General features: G+C 47.6%; 16 protein-coding genes and 1 riboswitch. Of the genes, 3 read left to right on the top strand and 13 right to left on the bottom strand.

From position 1 onward, the window contains the following. Positions 1 to 32: 32 nt before the first annotated feature. From A3KS_RS0113640 to A3KS_RS0113615, 6 genes are all read right to left on the bottom strand, one after another. Positions 33 to 917 (bottom strand): GHMP family kinase ATP-binding protein, encoded by an 885-nt coding sequence (locus A3KS_RS0113640; RefSeq protein ID WP_026395375.1) that lies wholly within the window; start codon positions 915 to 917, stop codon positions 33 to 35. Then, on the bottom strand, positions 914 to 2,278 hold the full coding sequence (locus A3KS_RS0113635) for a cobyrinic acid a,c-diamide synthase CobB (RefSeq protein ID WP_026395374.1): 1,365 nt from the start codon (positions 2,276 to 2,278) through the stop codon (positions 914 to 916). The genes A3KS_RS0113640 and A3KS_RS0113635 overlap by 4 nt, the downstream gene beginning before the upstream one ends. A 97-nt stretch (positions 2,279 to 2,375) precedes the next feature. Further along, entirely contained in the window at positions 2,376 to 3,668 is a 1,293-nt protein-coding gene (locus A3KS_RS0113630; RefSeq protein ID WP_026395373.1) for a heme ABC transporter ATP-binding protein, read from the bottom strand. Position 3,669: 1 nt separating this feature from the next. Beyond that, positions 3,670 to 4,701 (bottom strand): FecCD family ABC transporter permease, encoded by a 1,032-nt coding sequence (locus A3KS_RS0113625; RefSeq protein WP_035356335.1) that lies wholly within the window; start codon positions 4,699 to 4,701, stop codon positions 3,670 to 3,672. A 92-nt stretch (positions 4,702 to 4,793) separates the two neighbouring features. Continuing rightward, positions 4,794 to 5,750, bottom strand: coding sequence for an ABC transporter substrate-binding protein (locus tag A3KS_RS0113620; protein ID WP_242834769.1), 957 nt, complete (start codon positions 5,748 to 5,750; stop codon positions 4,794 to 4,796). A 105-nt stretch (positions 5,751 to 5,855) separates the two neighbouring features. Beyond that, positions 5,856 to 6,040, bottom strand: a riboswitch (cobalamin riboswitch). Between the two features lie 10 nt (positions 6,041 to 6,050). After that, on the bottom strand, positions 6,051 to 6,845 hold the full coding sequence (locus tag A3KS_RS0113615; RefSeq protein WP_026395370.1) for a sugar phosphate isomerase/epimerase family protein: 795 nt from the start codon (positions 6,843 to 6,845) through the stop codon (positions 6,051 to 6,053). A 146-nt stretch (positions 6,846 to 6,991) separates the two neighbouring features. Here A3KS_RS0113615 and A3KS_RS0113605 point away from each other — a divergent pair, with 146 nt between their 5' ends. Next, positions 6,992 to 7,732, top strand: a complete 741-nt coding sequence (locus A3KS_RS0113605; protein ID WP_026395369.1) for a hypothetical protein — start codon at positions 6,992 to 6,994, stop codon at positions 7,730 to 7,732. Positions 7,733 to 7,906: 174 nt separating this feature from the next. On the opposite strand, the gene A3KS_RS0113600 is transcribed toward A3KS_RS0113605, so the two are convergent. From A3KS_RS0113600 to A3KS_RS0113570, 7 genes are all read right to left on the bottom strand, one after another. After that, positions 7,907 to 8,875: a glycosyltransferase gene (locus A3KS_RS0113600; protein WP_051355890.1), complete on the bottom strand. Its 969-nt coding sequence runs from the start codon at positions 8,873 to 8,875 to the stop codon at positions 7,907 to 7,909. Next, complete coding sequence (locus A3KS_RS0113595) at positions 8,872 to 10,038, bottom strand: FAD-dependent oxidoreductase (protein ID WP_051355889.1); 1,167 nt, start codon at positions 10,036 to 10,038, stop codon at positions 8,872 to 8,874. The genes A3KS_RS0113600 and A3KS_RS0113595 overlap by 4 nt, the downstream gene beginning before the upstream one ends. A 1-nt stretch (position 10,039) precedes the next feature. Beyond that, entirely contained in the window at positions 10,040 to 11,152 is a 1,113-nt protein-coding gene (locus tag A3KS_RS0113590; RefSeq protein ID WP_026395366.1) for a DegT/DnrJ/EryC1/StrS family aminotransferase, read from the bottom strand. Between the two features lie 16 nt (positions 11,153 to 11,168). After that, positions 11,169 to 11,906 (bottom strand): glycosyltransferase, encoded by a 738-nt coding sequence (locus tag A3KS_RS21365; RefSeq protein ID WP_051355888.1) that lies wholly within the window; start codon positions 11,904 to 11,906, stop codon positions 11,169 to 11,171. 22 nt (positions 11,907 to 11,928) lie between these two features. Next, on the bottom strand, positions 11,929 to 12,960 hold the full coding sequence (gene mtnA / locus A3KS_RS0113580) for an S-methyl-5-thioribose-1-phosphate isomerase (RefSeq protein WP_026395365.1): 1,032 nt from the start codon (positions 12,958 to 12,960) through the stop codon (positions 11,929 to 11,931). Positions 12,961 to 12,962: 2 nt separating this feature from the next. Then, complete coding sequence (gene mtnP / locus A3KS_RS0113575) at positions 12,963 to 13,718, bottom strand: S-methyl-5'-thioadenosine phosphorylase (protein WP_026395364.1); 756 nt, start codon at positions 13,716 to 13,718, stop codon at positions 12,963 to 12,965. Positions 13,719 to 14,100: 382 nt separating this feature from the next. After that, positions 14,101 to 15,528: a DUF2284 domain-containing protein gene (locus A3KS_RS0113570; protein ID WP_084505008.1), complete on the bottom strand. Its 1,428-nt coding sequence runs from the start codon at positions 15,526 to 15,528 to the stop codon at positions 14,101 to 14,103. A 278-nt stretch (positions 15,529 to 15,806) separates the two neighbouring features. On the opposite strand from A3KS_RS0113570, the gene A3KS_RS0113565 reads away from it, so the two are divergent. Together A3KS_RS0113565 and A3KS_RS0113560 are read left to right on the top strand one after the other, a co-directional pair. Then, a complete protein-coding gene (locus tag A3KS_RS0113565) occupies positions 15,807 to 16,499 on the top strand; it encodes an iron-sulfur cluster assembly scaffold protein (RefSeq protein WP_026395362.1) in 693 nt (230 codons plus the stop codon). Positions 16,500 to 16,510: 11 nt separating this feature from the next. Then, positions 16,511 to 17,509, top strand: a complete 999-nt coding sequence (locus A3KS_RS0113560; protein ID WP_026395361.1) for a GGGtGRT protein — start codon at positions 16,511 to 16,513, stop codon at positions 17,507 to 17,509. Positions 17,510 to 17,666 lie beyond the last annotated feature (157 nt).

Genomic DNA, 17,666 nt, shown 5'->3' with positions numbered 1-17,666 from the left:
TTTTTATTTTTTTGTCATTTAAAGCTCTATGGTCACACCGCGTCGGTGGTAATTTTTATGCCGCCCGGGATCAGGCGATTCTGGTAGATTTCGGCGTAAACCGAATTGGGAACAAATTTTTTGAAGGCCTTGAGGAACTCCTCTTCCTGAAAATCAATCTTGTCATACATAATCCCAATCACCGTGCCACTATGGCCGATGACGGTGCCCAGCCCGCCAAAATCCCGGGACAGACTGATCAGACAATCCAAATAGTTCTTCCGTAACCGTTTCTGGTTAAGCAGAGCACTTTGGGTACAGGCCGCGCCAATATCCTTGAGGTTGTTACTGCGGACGCCTTTTTCAAATTGCGCCACAATTTCGGCAAAGGTATCCAAATCAGCGGGGGAATAGTCATCCTGGGTTTCATTAAAGGTCATCGTATCGATGCCGCCATGAAAATCAATAATCAGGATATCCGCTGCCACGGTGCCCTCAAATTCCTTTAATACCGAACCACTGATATGATTAAATAAATTCAATTCGGTAAACATTAGATTGTCGGACGGCTCAATGCCGGTACACAGCGAACCAATATCCGCCTGGGTCAGATCCAGCCCGAAATAGGCAGAAAGCCCGGCGGCCATGCCGGCAATGTCGGCGGTGCTGCTGGCCATCCCCTTTTCCAGCGGAATGTCGCTGGTCATGGTAACATGCAAATGCTCTTTTTCCCGCTGAGGAATCGCAAAGCGCCGGAAAACCGCTTCGACCTGTTTTCGGGTTTTGGGTTTTAACGTTGCCAGATTTCCCGGTCCTTCGGCGATCGTGATCCGGGAATAGCGATCAATCGGACTGGATACCAGACAGGGATTGCCGTCATACCAGCCCTGAATATATTCGCCGCAGGTGCCCGGGGTTTCGACCCTGACCCGCCTCATGCCTGCCCCGCTTGATGCTCCAGGACGGCATTTAAGAGACTGGTTAAAAACATCGGGTTGCTGTAAAAATGAATATGAGGATAGCCGGCCAGGACGTTTTTCTGGCGGTACCCACAGGTCCAGGTTCTGCCTTTTTTGGTGATCACATAGGCGGTGGGCAAGGCTTCCGCGGTGGTCACCAGACTGTGATGAAATTCATGGCCGCGGATCTCAATGGTTTTACCACCAAGATAGGCGGTAATATTCACATAGCCAAACCGCTGCAGCCGTTTGGTCATCTGGGAATCAGCCGCGAAAAAGCCCACGGCCGGATTGGTTTCACCGCTGTTTAAGGTCATCGAGTTGGTCAGATACATCAGACCGCCGCACTCCGCATAACAGGGCAGTCCGGCTTCCAGTTTGTTTTTGATATCGGCGATCATCGCCGTGTTGGCCGCCAGCTCGGCGCCGAATATTTCCGGAAAGCCACCGCCGATATATAAACCATCGAGATGCGCTGGTAAAGCAGCATCATTCAAGGGACTGAAAGGAACCACTTCCACCCCGGCGTTGGCCAGGGCCATAAAATTGTCATCATAGTAAAAATTAAAGGCCCGGTCTTTAGGAACGCCGATCCGCAGCCCCTGATATTTGTCAGCATAGCCTGAAAAAGGATCCATAAAGGGACTCACCACCTGGTCATGCTGACTGATTTCCAATAATTTATCGAGATCAATATGGGCTTCAGCCAGTTCCCCAGCCTTATCCACCTTGTCCCGGAAATCGGCAATCTCTTCGACCGGTACCAGTCCCAGATGACGGCTGTCCATGACAATGTCGGGATTATTGGGAAAATAGCCCAGGCAGGTCACATCATTATAGGCTTCAATCATTTCTTTTAATAAAGAATAATGGGATTCGGATGAGATCCGATTGATGATGACTCCGACGATATTAGCCTCGGGATCAAAATCGACATAGCCTTTTACCAGCGCCGCAGCACTTTTAGCCATGCCCCGGCCATCGATGATCAAAATCACCGGTGCCCCAATGGTTTTGGCCAAATAGGCACTGCTGCCCACGTCCGATTCCAGACTATGACCGTCATAGAGACCCATGACCCCTTCCGCAATACCCAGATCATCCGACTCCAGCCGCCTAAAAAAGAGGCCCCGGATCGTTTCTTCGTCTAACATCCAGGTGTCCAGATTAATCGAGGGTTCGCCGGTTACAAAGCGATGAAACATCGGATCGATATAATCCGGACCGGTTTTAAAGGGTTTTACCCGCAGGCCCCGTTTCTTGAAGGCCGCCATGATGCCCATGGTAACCGTTGTTTTGCCGACATTACTGCTGGCTCCGGCCAGCATAAAATAATTCATAATTCTGCCTCCTTTTTTAATGACACGATCTATCTTAGCAATTTCGCAAAGCGGCGGCTGCTACCAGCATACCGACCCCTTGCCAAACTATTTTTCTTCAATTTGAGTCAATGCTTTTTTCTTCAATCAGGGTCAACGCTTTGATTATTTCGATAAATTCCTGATGATCATCAATTTCGTTGACCTTCTTTTGCTTTTTAATCGCCGCCAGTCGCTTTTTCAGCTGGCCTTCGGTGAAATCATTGTTCAGACAATTGCGGTGAAAATAAATCTCCCCGGTCAGCTTTTCCAGACCGATCAGGTTAGCAATGTTACCGTGACCAAAAGGCAGATCGGAAATCAGAATCACGTCACTCTCCGCCATCACGGCCAGATTTTCGGCCTGTTTTTCGCTGCTGATGGCGGTAAAGGGGCTTTCTTCAATCATCGGAATCCCCAGCACATCACAGATGGTCCAGTCGTCACTGCCCTGGTTGACCACCCCGGCAGTAACCTGATGGCCCATCGCCTCCAGTTCTTCCAACACCTGGGAAGCCTTGTTGCTGCCGCAAATGACATGAATCCGCAAACTACGGTAATCTTCCGATTCTTTAATCACCCGCAGCGGAATAATCTCCGGTTTTCCAAACAGCTTATTCTCCTGAATAAACATTTTCATCTCATAGACTTTTTTGAGATTGGCTTCGGTGATCACATCTTTAGGGGTGCCGTCCACAACCACCCGGCCATCTTTCATTAAAATCAGCCGGTTGCAGTAACGGGCCGCCAGATTAATATCATGCAGCACGGCTACCACGGTCATTGATTTTTTTAAATTCAGATTGCGGATCAACTCCATTACTTCAATCTGGTGGTGGATATCCAGGGCCGAGGTGGGTTCATCCAAGAGAATGATATCCGGTTCCTGAGCAATCGCCCGGGCAATAATCACCCGCTGTTTTTCGCCGCCGCTGAGATTATTGTAGAGCCGTTTTCGAAACTGGAGGGTCTTGGTAGCCCGCATCGCCTCGGTCACAATCGTATAATCATTCTGGCTTTCCTTGGTTCGATAACTCAGATAAGGGTTTCGTCCCATCAGAACGATGTCCTCGACGGTGAAATCATAGTCGATATCAAAGGACTGGGGCACCACTGCAATCATCTGGGCCCGTTCCCGTTGGGTATAGCTGGTGTTGTCCTTTTCTTCCAGGGTAATGACCCCGGATTTCACCGGCAACAGTCCCGATAAACATTTTAACAGGGTCGACTTGCCGGTGCCGTTGGGACCGATCAGTCCGACAAACTCGCCCTGGCAGATAGTGGCGTTAAAGCCCTGCAGGATATCTTTTTCACCATAGCCAGATACCACATCCTTGAAATCCAGCATGATTCTTGGCATTAACCGTTCCATCTCAGGCACCCCCTTGCTTGCGTTTTCTCAAGAGATAAACAAAGAAGGGACCCCCGAAGGCGGCGGTGATAATCCCTACCGGGATCTCCTGTCCGGCCACGGTGCGGGCCAGGGTATCGCACAGAATCAGAAAGGCCCCGCCAAACAACAGCGAAAAAGGAATCAACACCCGGTGTTTGGGCCCGGTTACCAACCTGACAATATGCGGTACCACCAATCCGACAAAGCCGATGATCCCGGTCACCGAGACCACGGCGGCGGTCAGCAGCGATGAGGTAATCAGAATTTTCTTTTTTAACCGCTCGGTATCCACCCCCAGCTGGGTGGCCGTTTCCTCGCCCAAGAGCATGATATCCAGCTCCCGCACCGAGGTCAGCATGATCACCCCGCCAACCAGCACATAGGGCAACACCGTTAAAACCTGGCCCCAGCCCTTGCCATTTAAACTGCCCATGATCCAGAACATAATCTGGGTCATTTCTTCCTGATTGAAAATCATCAGCAAATACATAATCGCACTGATGGTTTGGCCGATGGCGATGCCACTGAGCAGCAGCGTCGCGACCGGCACCTTGCGGCCGACTCGGGAAATATTATAAACCACCAGAATTGATGCAAAAGATCCGACAAAGGCTAAAATCGCCGTGCCATTCATCCCGAACAAACTGCTGGAAAAATTCATGACAATGCCGATGGTTGCCCCCAGAGCCGCCCCGGAGGACACCCCTAAAATATAGGGATCGGCCATGGGGTTTTTAAAAATGCCCTGGTAGGCGGCGCCGCAGATGGCCAGCACTCCACCGGTAATAAAAGCCAGAATAATCCGCGGCAGCCGGACATTCCAGATAATCGCAACGGCGCCGGCACTGATATTCTCCATGCCCAGATCGATATGAAAGAGCTGGTCCAACAAAATTTTATTGGCATCCCAAAAAGATATCGATGCCACCCCCAATAAGGTACAGACGTAAATGATGATGATACAAATGGCAATGGATATGATGATACTGTATTTTTTGACGCTATTTTTCATGATTTCTCCCATTGATCGTTTTGTCTGTTCACCCCCTGGGCCTCTCATTAAGAAAACCAGGGGGCGAACAGCCTTCGCCCCATAAGACAGGTTTATTTAGTAAATATTTCCGGATAAATGCTTTCCGCAATCAGGGCCATTCCGTCAATAATCCGGGGACCGGGGCGCTGAATCATATCGCTTTCCGGGGTCAGATATTCAAAGTAGACCAGTTGATCATTGATAATCGCATTGATCTTGTCAAAACCAGGAGTGGCCTTAACATCCTCTGGTTTTGTGTATAGCGAAATATAAACATCCGGGTTGTCGGCAATGATTTCTTCGGTGCTAAGCTGCGGCCACTGTTCCGCTCCGTCAGCCGCAATATTCACCGCGTTCAAATCAGTCAGCATCGAGTCCAGGGTGGAACCGGGGCCGGCGGTGTAGAATTTTCCGATATCAAAGAAGACTGATTTTGGGGTTTTAGCGGTTTTAGCCTTTTCGATTAAGGCTGCTCGGTCGGCGGCCATTTTTTCGACGATTTCGGTCGCTTCATCATTGGCATTGGTCACTTCGCCAGCCTGGACAATATTGGCCAGCACCCCGTCGATATCGGCCGCATTAAAGGTGATGACCTTAGCGCCGGTGGCTTCCAACTGTTGTTTGATATCATCGGAAACAAAGTCTGAGGCCACCACAATATCCGGAGCCAGCTCAATGATTTTTTCCAGGGTCGGTGCGTTAAAGCTGCCAATATCCGTTACCGCCAAAGCGGCTTCGGGATAATCACAGTATTTGGTCCGTCCCACCACCTTGTCGCCCTGATCTAGGGCAAAGAGGATTTCGGTTGTCGCCGGCGATAGCGAGACAATCTTTTGGGGTTCCTTATCAATGGTCACGGAATTGCCGGCATTATCGGTTACCGTTACCGGGTAAGTGGTTGAGCCGCTTTTTGTTTCGACGCCTGCTCCAGCCCCTGTCGTTTTGCTTTGCTGACATCCCGTAAAGGATACCATCAGGGTTAAAACAACTAAAACAGCAAACAGATTTGTCATGCTTTTCTTTTTCATTTTCTTCCTTCTTTTTCTTTATTTTTTTGCATTTTTTGCAAAAATAAATCCAGCTTCCTGTGGAGGCTGGATACTAAACAAAAGGTTTAATCCTGTTCTTCCCACCGAAGAATTTCAATGATTATGAGTGTCCTGACTTATGCGTATCCTTGGTTCTCCCTTCCCGTCCTGAGACAGTGGTACAAGAACCGCGTTGGCAATTACAGTAGCGGGGGCTGTAGGGGTCTTCCACCCCTTTCCTCATCAATTTTCTATTATATTAGTGGCAGTGTATCATAGAATCGGCAACTTTTCAATTGATTATTTTTGCCGTGGTTTTCCATCGTTTACTGCCAGACTGTGAAGCACTGCCCGGGCAAAATCCCCAGGCTCTTTTTCCTGCCAGGCTTCGTTAGCCAGCACCTCATAAGAAATGGTTGTAATGGTTGGGACTGTCAGAATTTCGGCCATCACTTCATCCAGTGGGATCTCACCTTCGCCGGGGATCCAATGACGGTCGGCCTGAAAGTCATTGTCAGAAAGGTGCAGGGCCTTGATCCGGTGCTTGTGTGTTTTTAAAATCCGGCCGCAGTTCTGCTCTTCCAGAAAATCGTGGGAGCTGTCATAACACATCCCAAACCGGGGGGCATCAATCTGCTCCAACAGATAACTAAGCAGATGCTGCCGGGAGACGTTTTCCACCGCCAGATCAACATCGTATTTTTCAGCGGCATCCGCCAGCTCCGAGAAAAAAGCGCGCCCCTTATCAAGATCCGGCTGAAATTCATCAAGATCATTGGTATGCATCACCATCGCCGGAATCTCAAAAGCCTGGCAGTCTTTTAAATAATCTTTGAACATCTGCAGCTTGGGCTGAATCTCCATCCGCGAGGCTGTCCAGATATCACTATAACCGATAAAGGGGGCATGAATATTGGTGATCTCCAACCCGTTTTTTCTGACCAGCTCCGGGAATTCCTCTTTCTTTAAGGCCCAGGGTTCAAACTCATCCTCCCAGGAAATCATCGCTTCTTCAAAACCGGCATCGGCAATGACTTTAATCCGATCCTCAAAATTCATAAAATAACCAAACCAGGAAAACATACTATAGTTCATAACGATCTCTCATTCTAAAATAAATTTTACCAAACAAAATTTTATTGCTTATATTTACCCCACGACCACAATTGAAACGCTGGTCAACTTTTTTAAACTGCGTTATAATACAATCAAAATCAAACATACAAAATTGGAGATAATCTATGAAAAAATATTCCAAGGGCATCCTGATCGGCATCGGCTTTATCACCTTATCCGCCATTCTTTATTATGCACATTTTTTAATCTTTAAAGATTCCCATCATATCTTTCTCTATCTCCTTGGCGACATTGCTTTTTTACCAATTGAAGTGCTGCTGGTTTCGGTAATTTTCCACAAAGTCATCGAAGATAAAGATAAAAAGGAACGTTTGAAGAAAATCAATATGGTCCTCAGTGTTTACTTTTCCGAAGCCGGCGTCGAACTGATGCAGTTCTTTTCCCGGGAAGATGACAATTTATCTGATTTTCAGGAATTCCTGTTAATTAAACCCCAATGGGATACCAGAGATTATAAAAACGCCCTAAAAAATCTGAAAGCGATCAACCATCATCTAAATTTTAGCGGGCCCTGTCTGATCAGTCTCCGCGACTTCCTCACATCTCACCGGGATCTTTTCCTAAAACTGCTGGAAAATCCGTTTCTGGTTGAGCATGAAACCTTCACCGACCTGATTATGTCACTTTCCCATGCTGAGCAGGAATTGTCCAGCCGCAAGAATCTGCTGGAACTCAACGAGAATGACTACCGCCACCTGATGACCGATATTGAACGGGCCTATAAACTGCTGCTGGTGGAATGGCTGCTGTATATGAACCATCTGCGGAAGTCCTATCCCTTCCTGTACTCCTTTTCGATTCGGACCAACCCCTTTGATCCCAATGCCGAAGTCGAAATTCAATAACCAACGTTCTTCTCAACCTTTAGGGTTATCGATCAACTACCGTACCGACCAATTGTTAATCTGTTGTTCGCCGCGGAATCGGACAGGCGATGCCATGTCCGCTCCGATGCGTACAACATGATGTAACAATTGTCGGTACTGGGTTATCTTGAGACAACAAATAGCTTTTTGATCTTACTCGCTGATCGTTTCCACCGACTCGATGGTGTATTTCTGTTTGCTGAAAACCAGTTCCATCAGCATTGATAAGTATTTGATGATGACGGCCAGAATCACAAAGACGCCGAAGAAGCCAAAGACGATGACCAGCATCATCGAGGTATAGCCGGACACCACTTCTTCGGTAACATAGCTGACCAGGGTATAGATGCCGATGCCAAAGGTGGCCACCATCATAAAGACCGCCGCCAACAGGGTCATCTTATAGGCCACATTAGTGAACAGGATCAGTGAATCAGCGGCCATTTCTTTACGCTGATGCCGGGTTTCCTTGTCGTAGGCCTTGGTGCAGGACAGATCATTGTCGTACTCGATGGTGTCGATCTTCAGGCCGCAGTTGGCATAAACCGCCTTGCGGTAAGGGATCGTCTTGCTCATCGAATGAACCCGATTAATCGCCCGTCGTGACAGCACCCGGAAGTTTTCGGTCCGCAGTGGATGGGGGCTGTGGGAATAACGGTTGAAGACCGTGTAAAAAAGCCGGGAGGTCTTGCGCCCGCATTTTTTCGGGGCGGCATTGACGATATCAAACCCGGTCAGACTGTGATGATAGACTTCCATCATCAGCTCAGCCTCATAATCCATGACCATATTGTCAAATTCAAAAACAAAATCGCCGATAGACAGATCAATGCCGGCATTCATAGCCAGTTCGACGCCCTGGTAAAAGCTCATATTGACGACGTTGATGACCGTTCCGGCGATACTTTTGCCGATCTCCCGGATCACTGCCAGACTGTTATCATCCGAGGCGTCATTGACGCAGATAATCTGATAGTTCTCAAAATTGGCGTTTAACACCCCGTTAATTTTTCCCAGAAAATCCCGAATCCGCTCTTCATCATTATAAATGTAGATCACCGCCGAGACAAAGTTCTTTTCTTTATCCGGCCCGACCCCTTTATTTTCTTGCTGTTTTGTCATGTTTTCAATACCTCATCCAAATCATAAACCGTATTTATTTTCCCCGACAATACCGAGACAAAGGTCGGTTTTTCACCGACCTTGCGGACCACCGTGGGCCGCGAGTCGTCCACCTCGGAAGCCTTTAGGATCGGCTTCATCGAATAGAGCGAGCCGGCATAGCTAAAGCCGTAATCTTCCTTTAGATATTTCTCAGCCATATTGGACATATAGGGCCAGGCGGATTGTGGTTTGGCAATGCAATCATTGCAGTTTCCCAGTTGTTTGGGACTGCAATAACCGCGACTCTTTTCCTGACAGTTAAATTTAGGCAAACTGTCAAAGGACGATACATGGGGCGTAAAAGTCACCGAGGTCAGGGAATGATAGCCGCTTTTACCAAAGGGCATCACCGAAAAAAAAGGCCCGTCCATCACCGTGATGCCCACCTCGGGCAGCTTCTTTTCCGGCTGACAGAGAATGATTTCACAGAGCTCATACTTAATTTTAAACGGCTCAAAACCAGCCAGATCGAGGATCTGATTGGTTGACCCGTAGGTGGCGTTCAAAAGAAAAGCGGTTTCTGCGACCGCGCCGCCTGCCAGTGTCAGGGCATAAACATCACTGTCCTTTTCAATCCGTTGCAGCCGGACCCCGTATTTAATTTCGACATTCTTCATTTTTGCCAGCGCATCGACAAAATACTGACCCAGAATCCCGGCGTCATAGGTATATTCCTTGGTCAGGTAGGCACCATCACAAAGCCCCTTTTTAAAATATTTCTCAGGAAATAATTCTTCACAGGGAATCTCCGCCGCCTGACAAAATTGGGTAAACTGTTCCCGGTTGGTCCAGCTGAAACTGTCGCTGGTGGCGTAAACCTGATCAAATTCACTGTGGATGCAGAAATCATAATCCTTAATGAAACGATTAAAATAATGGGCCGATTTGATCGCCGTCGCATAGGACCGGGGGTAGTGGTAACCCATATGAACCCGGGCCTGGTTGATATAGGTGGCGCGTTTAAAGGGCGCGTCTTCCCATTCCAGAACCAGCACCCGCTCACCCCGCTCGCCACAGGTCTTCGCGGCATATAGACCGTAAAGACCGGCGCCGATGATTATTTTATCCCAAATGTTTTTGTTTGATTTATTTTTGTTTGAATTGTTTTTATTTTGGATCATCTTATGACTCCAGCAACCTGGGCACAAAAGCATTGATGGCAGCCACAACGGTGTCAATTTCGGCATCGTTCATCCCATAATATAACGGCAGCGAAAGAACCTCGTCGGCCAGCTTTTCGGTAATTGGCAGACTGCCGCGGCCAATGTTCAGATCGGCATAGGCTTCCGACAAATGGGGTGGAATCGGATAATGGATGATGCTGCCGATGCCCGCGGCTTCCAGATAATCCTTTAGTTCATCCCGATAGGGGGTGGTCACGACAAACTGATGCCAGACCGTGGTGGCCTGGTCCCGCAGTTTAGGCAACTGGATCACCGGGTTGTTGATCTTGTTTAGATAGGCTGTGCAAACGCGGTTACGGTCAGCATTAAGCTGATCCAGATAGTTCAGCTTGACGTTTAGCAGCCCGGCCTGGAGCTCATCCAGCCGGGAATTGGTGCCGACGACCTTATTATAATAGCGCTTTTCACTGCCGTAAAAACGATACATCCGAAAGGCCTGATCCAGTTCGGCACTGTTGGTGGTAATGGCACCGCCGTCACCAAATGCGCCGAGATTTTTTGACGGATAAAAGCTGAAACAGCCGATATCGCCAAACGAACCGGTCATCTGACCCTGATAAGTGGCACCATGGCTTTGAGCGCAATCTTCCACCAGCCGGAGATTGTATTTTTGGGCAATCGCGACAATCTTATCCATTTCGCAACTGGTGCCGTAAAGATGGACCACCAGAATGGCTTGGGTCTTTTCGGTGATCTTCGCTTCTATTTTATCGGCATCAATACTATGGAAAGCGTCCGGCTCGACAAAAATCGGGGTGGCCCCATTGATCGTGATGCCCATCACGCTGGCAATATAGGTGTTGGCCTGAACAATGACCTCGTCGCCGGTGCCAATGCCCAAAACACGAAAAGAAAGCCATAGGGCATCTAAACAGTTCCCCAGGCCAACGCAGTAATTGGTGCCAATATAGTTGGCAAAATCTTTTTCAAAGCGGTCCACTTCATTCCCGAGAATGTAGTTGCCGCTTCTTAAAATTTCCAATGCTTTATTTTCATATTCTTGCTGATGTTCTTCAAAATGTCGTAGTAAATTATTTGCTGGTACCTTCATCTTGTCTCCTCTGCTGTCAGGATTTAGTCTTTTGACGATCTTCTCTGATAAATTCTGACTTTAAAAATTTAATCTGCTTGAGATAGGATACCACAGTTTTAACAACCTTTACCTTAGTATCATAATCATCTTCCCAGATCACCGGAATATCATGCACTTCAAGGCCTAGGCGCTCGGCGCGCAGCAGCAGCTCAACGCAATAAAACCAGCCATTGTCCTGGCTGGAAGCAGCAATCAAGTCGTCAAAGGTCTCTTTACGATAAAAATCAAAGCCGCAGAGGGCATCGGTAAACTGATTTTTAAACACCACATGCAAGAGGCCATTGAGTCCCCGGGAGGTAAATTCCCGGGTCGGCTTCCGTCCCATCACGGTGGAATTTTTCATTAGCCGGGAGCCCTTGATAATTTTTATCTCCGGCTGGTTTTCAAAAATATCCTTAACCTGTCTGAGATGTTCAATATTGGTGGACAGGTCAATATCCATATAGCCAATCACTTCACAGCGATTGTCCGCTGCGCCGGTTCGCAGGGCGACTCCCACTCCCCGCTGTGGGGTTTTCAGATAATGAACCTCGGGATGCTTTTGGCACAAACGACGGCTGATGGCCTCAGTGGCATCAGTGGAACCGTTATCGATGATGGTCAGTTGATAATCAAACAGCTTGTTTTTTTTGAGGAAAACCAGGGTTTTCAAAATCCCCTTTTCCAGGCGCCGCTCTTCATCAAGAACGGGAAATAATATATTTACTTTCATGATTCATCCTTTAGCTTTATTCTTATTCTTTCAGCTTGGGAATATTAATGTCATAGGGGGGATAGACCACACCCTTTTCGGTGATGATGGCGGTGACATTCTGGTGCGGCGTGACATCAAAGGCCGGATTTTCCATGGCGACCCCGTCCGGTGCCACCTGAATTCCACAGATATGGCTGATCTCCCGGCAGTCCCGTTGTTCGATGACGATCTCATCCCCAGATTTCATGGCGAAATCAATGGTTGAGGTCGGCGCTGCCACATACATCGGAATGCCATGGGCTTTGGCCAATACCGATACCGAATAGGTCCCGATTTTATTGGCCACATCGCCATTAGCAGCAATCCGATCCGCACCGACAATAACACCGTCAATTTTGCCCAGTTTCATCATCCAGCCGGCCATGTTATCGGTGATCAACGTCACCGGAATACCGTCGGCGTGCAGCTCATAGGCTGTCAGTCGGGCGCCCTGTAAAAAAGGCCGGGTTTCATCAGCATAAACGGAAATATTTTTGCCCGCTTCGTGGGCCGCCCGGATCACGCCCAGAGCGGTACCATAATCGGCGGTCGCCAGGGCGCCAGCGTTGCAGTGGGTCAAAATGGTATCATTCTGATGGATCAGTTCGGCACCATGCTTGCCCATATCCCGACACATCTGAATGTCTTCGGCACAGATGGCCCGAGCTTCATCCTTCAGGATCGCAACCAACTGAGCCGGTTCTTTATCAACATTAGCCGCCATCACGTCTTCCATCCGCTTAATCGCCCAGAATAAATTCACGGCGGTGGGACGGGTAGACGCCAGTAATTCGCAAACTTCTTTCATTTTATCATAAAAAACGTCTTTTGGCTCATTTTGATATTCCAAGGCACCAAAATAAACACCGTAGCCAGCGGTTACCCCGATGGCCGGTGCTCCGCGAACGATCATATCGACAATGGCTTGGGCAATTTTGCGATAATCCGTATACGAATGGACAATAAACTCGGTGGGCAGCTTAGTCTGATCAATCAGCTTCAGCTCCCCAGCTTCTAAATAAACGGGTTTCAAGCCTACACCTCTAATTTATCGATGAGCTTAAAGATCAGCGCTTTTACTTTTTCAGTATTTTCGTTTAAAACCCGGATAACGTCCTCATTGGTGACCGGTTTAATATCGGGATGGCCTTCCAGACCGGCATCATAATCAGTGATCAGGGCAATGTTCACCACCGGGATTTCCTGTTCCAAACACAGATACCCTTCGGGATACTGGGTCATATTAACGACATCGGCACCCATCATCGCAAACATCCGGCTTTCGGCGACGGTCGAAAAACGGGGACCGTTGATAACGATCACGGTACCGCCGAAATGGGCGGTAATGCCACACTCTTTCGCCGCTTCCATGGCCATGACACGTAGCTTATGGTCATAGGGATGGGCCGAGCTGATATGATTGACCTTGGGCTTTTCAAAAAATGTGTCTTTACGGCCAGAGGTCATATTAATAAACTGATCAGTAACCACAAAATCACCGGGTTTCATGTCAAACTTCAAACTGCCGACACAACAGGGTGAAATAATCGCTTTGACCCCCAGGCTTTTTAAAGCATAGATGTTAGCCCGATAATTAATTTCGGAAGGGTTCAATGTATGTTCTTTGCCGTGTCGCGGCAAAAATGCCACGGTTTTTTCGCCCACCTTGACCAGGCTGATATCATCCGAGGGCTTGCCGTAAGGGGTATCCACTTCAATTTTCTTCACGTCTGCACTTAATTCATAGAGACCTGAACCGCCAATAACGCCAATATCTGCTGAATAATACATGATTTCTCTCCTTCAAATTGTTTTATTTAGGTAATTTAAAATTACTGCCTTGAGCTTTACGATCAGTTTCGCACAAAACAATTGTTACACTGTGCGGCGGACAGTTCCAGGAACTGTTCGCCTACACGTTACACAATTGTTTTCGTGAAGGCAACGAGCCATTCACAAGCTTGCTTGTAATTGGCGACTGCCCGCGAACCAGAAGAAATTCGCTTAGCGATTTCTTCTGGTTGTGGAAACTAAACGCAAAGCAATAATTGTTCGATGTTTATGAGCTTCATTGTCTATTTATCAAAAATAGTGATGACTGCCATAGCGCAAATTAGATTGTGCCCGGGACGATACACCCATCCCAAACACAATCTAGATCATCAATTTTATTTTATTCGGGAATTTTCAGGCTGGCCAGGCTGGATTTTTTAACGATTGGTTCATCGTCATCCAGCGGGGCCTTAAAGCCCAGCCACTGATATTTGGAGTCGTCTTCTTCCTCAACTGGTTCTTCGACTGGCATTTCAACAACTTCCGCAACCGCTTCTTCAACTGCTGCCACACTGACCGCCGGTTCTTCCATCGCTGCGTCATCCGCTGCCATTTCCGCATCGGTTTTATCATAATATGGGGTGCAATCTTCTTCGGGAACAACTTCCGGAGCAACTTCAGCCGCTGCGGCCGGTTCCTGAGTATCTTCACCGGCTGGCACTTCTTCACCATCCAGAATCAGTTCGGTCATTTTGGGGATCGGGCGTTTGACGATTTCGTCGTCATCAAGGGACGCTTTAAAGCCCAGCCATTGATACTTGGTATCATCCTCTTCTTCAACCACTTCCGGCTCAGGGGGCGCTACTTCGACAACCGCTTCCACGGCCGCTTCTTCGGCTTTGACATCCGGGGCACACTCTTCGTCATAGATTTTTTCAGCTTCCATTTCTTTCGCTGTTTTTTCTGCAATCAGCTCTTCTTCACCTTGAATCGTGACAGTGTAACCCTTTTTCATGGCATCATCTTCGGGGTTCTTTTCAGCCTTGTAGCCAACCCAGCTTTTCTGGGGCCGATAAGGCGGAATCTCATCATCAATGATTTTGGCCTTGGCCTGAACCGCCGCACTGCCGCCGTGGATGGTTTCTTCCGGCTTGATGGTTTCTGAGGTATGAAATTCTGTCTCGGGATTTCGCTGATCTTTCTTTTCCCAGCTTTTCTTTTTATCCGGGAAATATTTCTTCAGGATATCTTTAGGAATTTCTTCATTGCAGAGGATCGCCGACACCGACGTCAGCACCTCCGGCAGACGGTAGGTGTCGCCCCATTTAATCGTCATCCCGACTTCGTATTTTAACAGATCCGCCACATTAAAGCCCAACGACTCCAATGAAAAACGCATCAGCTTGGGGTTACGACAGGGCTGATTGATTTTTCGGGCACATTCCATCCCCTGGGTTTCACAGATCGGGCAATTGCCGGGAATCAGGCCGATGGCCCCATCGACCTCGTCTTCAATTTCCAGCAGCGTTTTCCAGGTCATCACCTTGATCGCCTGGAGTTTATCGGTACAATAGTTTTTAACCGCCTCGGGATCACGAACATTCCTGAGATCTTCCCGGGGGACCTCCATCTGTCTGCCGATAATATGCATATATTTAAACTGTTTTAAAAAGATTGCTTCATCAAATGCGTAAGGAGGGCAGGACCAGTATTTGGAAAAATTTGGACATGCCTTACAAAAGCCCAGCGCTTTTTCGCGATTGAAATACTCTTCCATTAAGTACTCCACTCGTTTTGCTCCCAGGCTAAGTTTGTTTTTCAATTCCATTCGTTTACATCCCTTCTCAATCAATCCGCAGATCAATCGACCAAATATGTATCAATATGTTTAATTAATTTTTAAGATAAGTTCCCGAACCAAAGATAAAATTCACCTATTTTAGGTTCTTGCCCTATTCTACATCGATTTCCCCATTTCATCAATTAAACTTTTTGTCCAATTCGGGTATTTTTCCCCGTTTTTCCAAAATAACAAAATATTACCTGTTTTTTTTGAATTTTAAAGTTTATAATTAAAGGAGTAATTTTTTGAAGGGAGATTAATGAATGGAATATTCTCACGAAATTAAAAGAATGTGTACCGTTGGTAATAATGCAAACCACGGTTGTGCCCCAATCCCAGAGGAGGGAAAATGGGTTCAGGCAAAAGATGTTACCGACATCTCCGGTTTAACTCATGGTATTGGCTGGTGTGCCCCGCAACAAGGCGCCTGTAAATTAACCCTTAATGTAAAGGATGGCATCATCGAGGAATGTCTGATTGAAACCATCGGTTGTTCGGGAATGACTCATTCAGCTTCGATGGCCTCTGAAATTATGCCAGGAAAAACTATTTTAGAAGCGCTTAACACAGATTTAGTTTGTGATGCAATTAATACCGCGATGCGGGAATTGTTTTTACAAATCGTATATGGCCGTACCCAAACGGCTTTCTCCGAAGGCGGATTGCCAATTGGTGCCGGACTTGAAGATTTGGGCAAAGGTTTACGAAGCCAGGTTGGGACTACCTATGGTACCCTTGCCAAAGGACCGCGTTACCTTGAAATTGCCGAAGGTTATATCCAGAAATTGGCGTTAAACAAAAACGACGAGATTGTTGGTTACTCCTTCGTTCATCTTGGAAAAATGATGGAAAGTATCAATAACGGCGTTGAGCCAGCAGCTGCTTTGGAAAAAGCTTCTGGTAAATACGGACAATTCGACGATGCTGTCAAATACATCGATCCAAGAAAAGAATAGGAGGAAATCACATGGCATTATTTGAAAGTTATGAAAGAAGAATTGCTAAAATTGAAGAAGTTTTAGCTGCCAACGGCATTGCCTCTTTAGAAGAAGCAAAAGCTATCTGTGATGAAAAAGGCATTGATGTAGCTGGCATTGTTAAAAGCATTCAGCCCATCTGTTTTGAAAACGCCTGCTGGGCTTACACCTTAGGTGCTGCCCTGGCGATTAAACGCGGCATTACCAATGCTGCCGACGCATCCGAAGTGATCGGCGAAGGCTTACAGGCTTTCTGTATTCCCGGTTCGGTTGCTGAACAACGTAAGGTTGGTTTAGGTCACGGTAATTTAGGCGCGATGCTCTTAAGAGAAGACACCGAATGTTTTGCCTTCCTGGCCGGCCACGAATCCTTTGCTGCTGCTGAAGGTGCCATCGGCATCGCCCGCTCAGCCAACAAGGTTCGGGTCAAACCGTTACGGGTTATCTTAAACGGTTTAGGCAAAGACGCGGCGCTGATTATTTCCCGGGTCAATGGCTTTACCTATGTTAAAACCGATTATGATTTTGCCACCGGCGAACTTAACATTGTATCACGAACACCTTATTCCGATGGCGAACGCGCTGCGGTTAACTGTTACGGATCGAATGATGTTCAAGAAGGCGTTGCCATCATGCATCACGAAGGGGTTCATGTTTCCATCACCGGAAACTCCACCAACCCAACCCGTTTCCAACACCCTGTTGCCGGTACCTATAAAAAGGAAGCCCTGGAACAAGGCAAAAAATATTTCTCCGTTGCCTCCGGCGGCGGTACCGGCCGAACCCTCCATCCTGACAATATGGGCTCAGGCCCTGCTTCCTACGGGATGACCGACACCATGGGCCGAATGCACTCCGACGCTCAATTCGCCGGTTCTTCATCTGTTCCTGCCCATGTTGAAATGATGGGACTGATTGGAATGGGTAATAACCCGATGGTTGGCGCAACCGTTTCGGTTGCGGTGGCGATTGAGGAAGCAAGTAAGTAGAGGTCAACACAAAAACTGAATTATTTCAGACCCAAATCTTGATTGTTCTAATTTTAATGGTATAATGACATTAACAGAGTTGCCCGAGACGTTTTACGTCCTGTCGGGGACCAGGGCCGGCGTTTATGCTGGCCCTTTTTATTTGGCGGAAATCGAA

Origin of the sequence: Acetobacterium malicum subsp. dehalogenans DSM 11527 (assembly GCF_000472665.1) — a bacterium.
In the GTDB taxonomy this organism is placed as follows: domain Bacteria; phylum Bacillota; class Clostridia; order Eubacteriales; family Eubacteriaceae; genus Acetobacterium; species Acetobacterium malicum.
Note: the sequence above shows the minus strand (reverse complement) of the source record. Positions and strands in the feature narration are given on the sequence as shown.

Coding starts and splice junctions, on each gene's coding strand:
- A3KS_RS0113600 (WP_051355890.1), bottom strand. CDS start 8,875: ATGACAAAACAGCAAGAAAATAAAGGGGTCGGGCCGGATAAAGAAAAG.
- A3KS_RS0113560 (WP_026395361.1), top strand. CDS start 16,511: ATGGCATTATTTGAAAGTTATGAAAGAAGAATTGCTAAAATTGAAGAA.
- A3KS_RS0113635 (WP_026395374.1), bottom strand. CDS start 2,278: ATGAATTATTTTATGCTGGCCGGAGCCAGCAGTAATGTCGGCAAAACA.
- A3KS_RS0113630 (WP_026395373.1), bottom strand. CDS start 3,668: ATGGAACGGTTAATGCCAAGAATCATGCTGGATTTCAAGGATGTGGTA.
- A3KS_RS0113565 (WP_026395362.1), top strand. CDS start 15,807: ATGGAATATTCTCACGAAATTAAAAGAATGTGTACCGTTGGTAATAAT.
- A3KS_RS0113595 (WP_051355889.1), bottom strand. CDS start 10,038: ATGATCCAAAATAAAAACAATTCAAACAAAAATAAATCAAACAAAAAC.
- A3KS_RS0113590 (WP_026395366.1), bottom strand. CDS start 11,152: ATGAAGGTACCAGCAAATAATTTACTACGACATTTTGAAGAACATCAG.
- A3KS_RS21365 (WP_051355888.1), bottom strand. CDS start 11,906: ATGAAAGTAAATATATTATTTCCCGTTCTTGATGAAGAGCGGCGCCTG.
- A3KS_RS0113625 (WP_035356335.1), bottom strand. CDS start 4,701: ATGAAAAATAGCGTCAAAAAATACAGTATCATCATATCCATTGCCATT.
- A3KS_RS0113640 (WP_026395375.1), bottom strand. CDS start 917: ATGAGGCGGGTCAGGGTCGAAACCCCGGGCACCTGCGGCGAATATATT.
- A3KS_RS0113570 (WP_084505008.1), bottom strand. CDS start 15,528: ATGGAATTGAAAAACAAACTTAGCCTGGGAGCAAAACGAGTGGAGTAC.
- A3KS_RS0113605 (WP_026395369.1), top strand. CDS start 6,992: ATGAAAAAATATTCCAAGGGCATCCTGATCGGCATCGGCTTTATCACC.
- A3KS_RS0113620 (WP_242834769.1), bottom strand. CDS start 5,750: ATGAAAAAGAAAAGCATGACAAATCTGTTTGCTGTTTTAGTTGTTTTA.
- A3KS_RS0113615 (WP_026395370.1), bottom strand. CDS start 6,845: ATGAACTATAGTATGTTTTCCTGGTTTGGTTATTTTATGAATTTTGAG.
- mtnP (WP_026395364.1), bottom strand. CDS start 13,718: ATGTATTATTCAGCAGATATTGGCGTTATTGGCGGTTCAGGTCTCTAT.